The sequence below is a fragment of the Candidatus Protofrankia californiensis genome, from assembly GCF_900634765.1.
GTDB lineage: Bacteria > Actinomycetota > Actinomycetes > Frankiales > Frankiaceae > Protofrankia > Protofrankia californiensis.
Map to the genome: position 1 here is coordinate 16,317 of NZ_CAAAFT010000476.1, position 3,697 is coordinate 20,013.

The window sequence follows — 3,697 nt, forward strand, 5'->3', positions numbered from 1 at the left end:
CCGGAACAGCGGATTCCGCATGCTGTTCCGGCGGGGGCGCGGCAGCAGGTCGTCACGGGCTCGTCGTCGCCTCGTGTGCCTGATCGGAGAACGGCTCGAATCGCCGTCAGGCGGATCGTGAGCCGATCGTGAGCACGACCTTGCCACGAACGTGCCCACCCTGGACCTTCTGGTGCGCCCGGACAACCTCGTCGAGCGGGAATGTGGTGGTCGGCAGTCTCAGGATGCCCCGGGCGGCCAGGCCGGCAAGGTAACTGAGGGTCGTGGTGGACCGGCCGCCGACCAGCCTGCGGATGCCGTACCTCTCGATGGCGGCGTCGACGTCCACCAGGGTTGCGACCCGAACCTGGCCACTCTCCGCGGCCGGCTGGTCGATGTCGATCCGGTGCAGCACCTCGGGGCCCCGTATTCGGAAAATGCGATGGCGATGGGCAACAGCGGGCTCCGTTCACCACGTGAAAACCAGTACCGGAAGCGACCTGTCCGGTCATGGAGGATGGGGGGCATCCTTTCTGAAAGTGGATTCCATGGCCTGCTCCATCTTTTTCCGATCGGTCGGCGGAGCCGCCAACGGACGCGCGTTCGAGGCGCGCAGGCCGTCCAGGATGATGCCGAGAAAACGCTGGGTCAGATCCGCCGCGGCCTCGCCCCTGGCGGAGCGCCGTTCCCGCAGCGTGTGCAGCAGCACGACGATGTCGTCGGCATTGACGTCGCGGCGCAGACCGCCCTCGGCCTGCGCCCGGGTGACCAGGACGGTGATGGCCTCCCGGGCCCGCTTGCTGGTGGCCAGCACGTCCTCGGTGACCTCGAAGGTGCCGGCGAGCCGCGGGAGCCGTCGACGCAGGCCTCGACGCAGGCCACGATGAAACCCTCGAAACCAGCCCACGGGTCTGGATCGGCCAGGCATGCCTCAGCCGCCGCCCGGGTCTGTTCCATGTGGGCGAGGGACAGCGCTCGCATCAGGTCTTCCTTGCTCGGGTAGCGCCGGTACAACGTGCCCATGCCCACGCCGGCCCGCTCGGCGATGACCGAGATCGGCGCTCCTGGCCCCAGCTCGATGAAGACCTCGCGTGCCGTCGCCAGGATCCGCTCGTCGTTACGGCTGGCATCGGCCCGACGGGCCGACGGGCCGACGGTCGGCCCTCCCCGCCTGTTTCCACCCGGCGTGGCTAGCACGGAACGGAGCGCTCCGTTCCGTTCTGGCACGATCAGATCACGACACACTGCCATGATCGTGATACTCAACACGTACGAGGATGACCAGCCGCAGATCGTCGCACCGACCGGATCCAGCCAGCAAATGATCATTGTGGGTCGCTTCCGGAGCCGGGCACGAACAGCCGTTCTCGGGAATGTCGACCGGAGAGCCGAGGGTTTGGGTCGGACATGACAACTGTTGGACTGATCGGTAGCGGAAGCATCGGCAGCACGGTGGCCAGGCTGGCTGTCACGGCCGGATACGACGTGGTCCTGAGCAACTCGCGGGGGCCCGAGACCCTGAAGGAACTGGCCGACGAGCTGGGCCCGCATGCCCGCGCCGCGACCCCCGGCGAAGCCGGGGAAGCAGGTGACCTGGTGGTCGTGACGATTCCGTTGAGGGCTTACCGCAGCGTGCCTGTCGAGCCGCTCGCCGGAAAGATCGTCATCGACACCAACAACTACTACCCGCAGCGTGACGGGCAGATCCCCAAGTTGGACGACGAATCGACCACGGTCAGTGAACTCCTCCAGAGCCATCTGCCGACATCCAAGATCGTCAAGGGGTTCAACAACATCTACTTCAAGCACCTGCTGTCACTGGCCCGGCCGGCCGGCGCGCCCGACCGCAGCGCCCTGCTGATCGCCGGAGACGACGCGGAGGCGAAAGCGACGGTGACTGCGTTCCTTGATGCGATCGGCTACAACACCGTCGACGCCGGTCCGCTCTCCGAAGGGTGGCGTTTCCAGCGCGACACCGCCGCCTACGCCACCCTGTACTTCGACCGGAGCCCGGATGCCGGGCAGGCCGGGGTCCCGGCGGGGGTGCCGGTTGGCGCCGCAGCGGTCCGCACGGCTCTGGCTGCTGCCCGCCGCTACGCCGACACCGGCGGAAACTGACCCGGACCGTGCGCCGCCGGGAGGAGTCGGCCGACTGCCCGGTGGCCACGTTCCACCGCCTGATCCACCGCCTGAGTCTCCTCCGCCTCGCGGTTCCCGACGACCGCCCGCGCGCGCTGTAACCGCGCACCGTCACTTTGCGACGGCACGGGTCCCGGTCGCGACGGCACAGGTCACCGGTCGCAACGAGCGGGGACCCCGCCCTCCCCACTGAGTGATCCACGCCCCTGCTGCCGGGTGTCCCAATGTGTTTGCCGAAAGCGATCGACCGCCCGGCAGCGGTCGGGGTGTGACAGGTGAGCGCCATACTGCCGAACGATGCGCCGAGCCGCACGACGATGCGGGTAGTACCGGTAGCGCACGGAAGCACAGGCGGCCGGGGCAGCCGAAGAGGTACAGACACAAAACGAAAAGGTGAAGAAGAGATAAGTAGTGTGTCACGATGCCGGTTCGTCCACGGCCTCACGGGGAAGGCGGGGGTGAGATGAACGGTGATAGACAGCGTAACGCCACGTCGGGTGACCAACTCGGTGAGCTTCCGGTGGGATACGCGGTAACGGCTGCTATTGACGCGCACGGCATCGTGACCGCGTGGAGTGACGATGCGTGCAGGCTGCTGGGTTACGCACCGGCTGAGATCGTCGGAACGACAGCGGTTGATCTTCTTGTGGGAGAGGTGCCGGGTCCGGCCCGGCGGGCTGTGGTGAACGGACAGGGCTGGGGCGGGTTGGTGACAGCACGTCACCGGGATGGTCATGGTCTGGCTGTGGGGGTGCGTACGCACCCGTTGCTGGACGCCGGCGGGAAAGTCACCCAGTGGTTCGTGGCAGCGGTCGCCGCACAGGACCCTCCGAAGGACACACAGGACCCGCACGAGGATGTAGATGATCTGGCCCTGCTGGACTGGGCGTTCACCCAGGCCCCGATCGGCCTGGCAATCACCGACACCGAGCAGCGGATCAGACGGCTGAACGCCGAAGTGGCTCGCATGCTCGGTAGCGCCGAGGACGACCTGCGCGGACGCTGGCTGATGGACGCCTTTCCCCACCCCGCCTACAACGAGGTACGGGAACATCTGCGTCAGGTGGTGGCGACCGGTGAGCCGGCCCACTACGAGACGTTCCGCCGGGCACAGAGCGAGTCCCGCAAACGCGCCTGGGCGGTCAGAACGTCACCGGTGCGGGATCCGGCCGGTCGGGTCCGGGGTGCGTTCACCGCGTCCCTCGACATCAGCGAGCAGTACTGGGCCCAGCAACGCCTCACCCTGCTCAACGAAGCCAACACCGCCATCGGCAGCACCCTGGACGTGGAACGCACCGCCCAGGAACTGGCCGACATCGCCGTCCCCCGCTTCGCCGACTGGGCCAGCGTCGACCTCCTCGACACCGTCTACCGCGGCAACGAACCCGCCCCCGGCGGCATAACCAGCCCGGTGACACTCCGCTGCATCGGCCACAAATCCGCTCTCTCCGGCGAACCGGAAGTCCCCATCGCACTCGGCCAGATCGGCACTTACCTCCCGGACTCACCCATAGCCCGCGCTCTCGCCACCGGCCACGCCATCCACCACATCACCACCCCCGACAGCGCCCCCTGGCAC

4 protein-coding genes and 1 pseudogene are annotated in these 3,697 nt (G+C 67.7%); 2 read left to right on the top strand and 3 right to left on the bottom strand.

All coding sequences use genetic code 11. The features are described from left to right. Positions 1-106: 106 nt before the first annotated feature. From DD1DGNOD_RS24560 to DD1DGNOD_RS30980, 3 genes and pseudogenes are all read right to left on the bottom strand, one after another. Entirely contained in the window at positions 107-394 is a 288-nt protein-coding gene (locus tag DD1DGNOD_RS24560; protein WP_165035258.1) for a zinc-binding dehydrogenase, read from the bottom strand. A 93-nt stretch (positions 395-487) separates the two neighbouring features. Beyond that, entirely contained in the window at positions 488-886 is a 399-nt protein-coding gene (locus tag DD1DGNOD_RS30245; protein ID WP_241255959.1) for a hypothetical protein, read from the bottom strand. A gap of 74 nt (positions 887-960) precedes the next feature. Continuing rightward, positions 961-1,308: pseudogene (locus DD1DGNOD_RS30980) on the bottom strand (TetR/AcrR family transcriptional regulator); the annotation flags it as partial. A gap of 78 nt (positions 1,309-1,386) precedes the next feature. On the opposite strand from DD1DGNOD_RS30980, the gene DD1DGNOD_RS24575 reads away from it, so the two are divergent. Both DD1DGNOD_RS24575 and DD1DGNOD_RS24580 read left to right on the top strand, forming a co-directional pair. After that, positions 1,387-2,097, top strand: coding sequence for an NADPH-dependent F420 reductase (locus DD1DGNOD_RS24575; protein WP_131768749.1), 711 nt, complete (start codon positions 1,387-1,389; stop codon positions 2,095-2,097). Positions 2,098-2,581: 484 nt separating this feature from the next. Then, positions 2,582-3,697 (top strand): PAS domain-containing protein (locus tag DD1DGNOD_RS24580; RefSeq protein WP_131771127.1); only part of this gene is annotated, 1,116 nt, incomplete at its 3' end.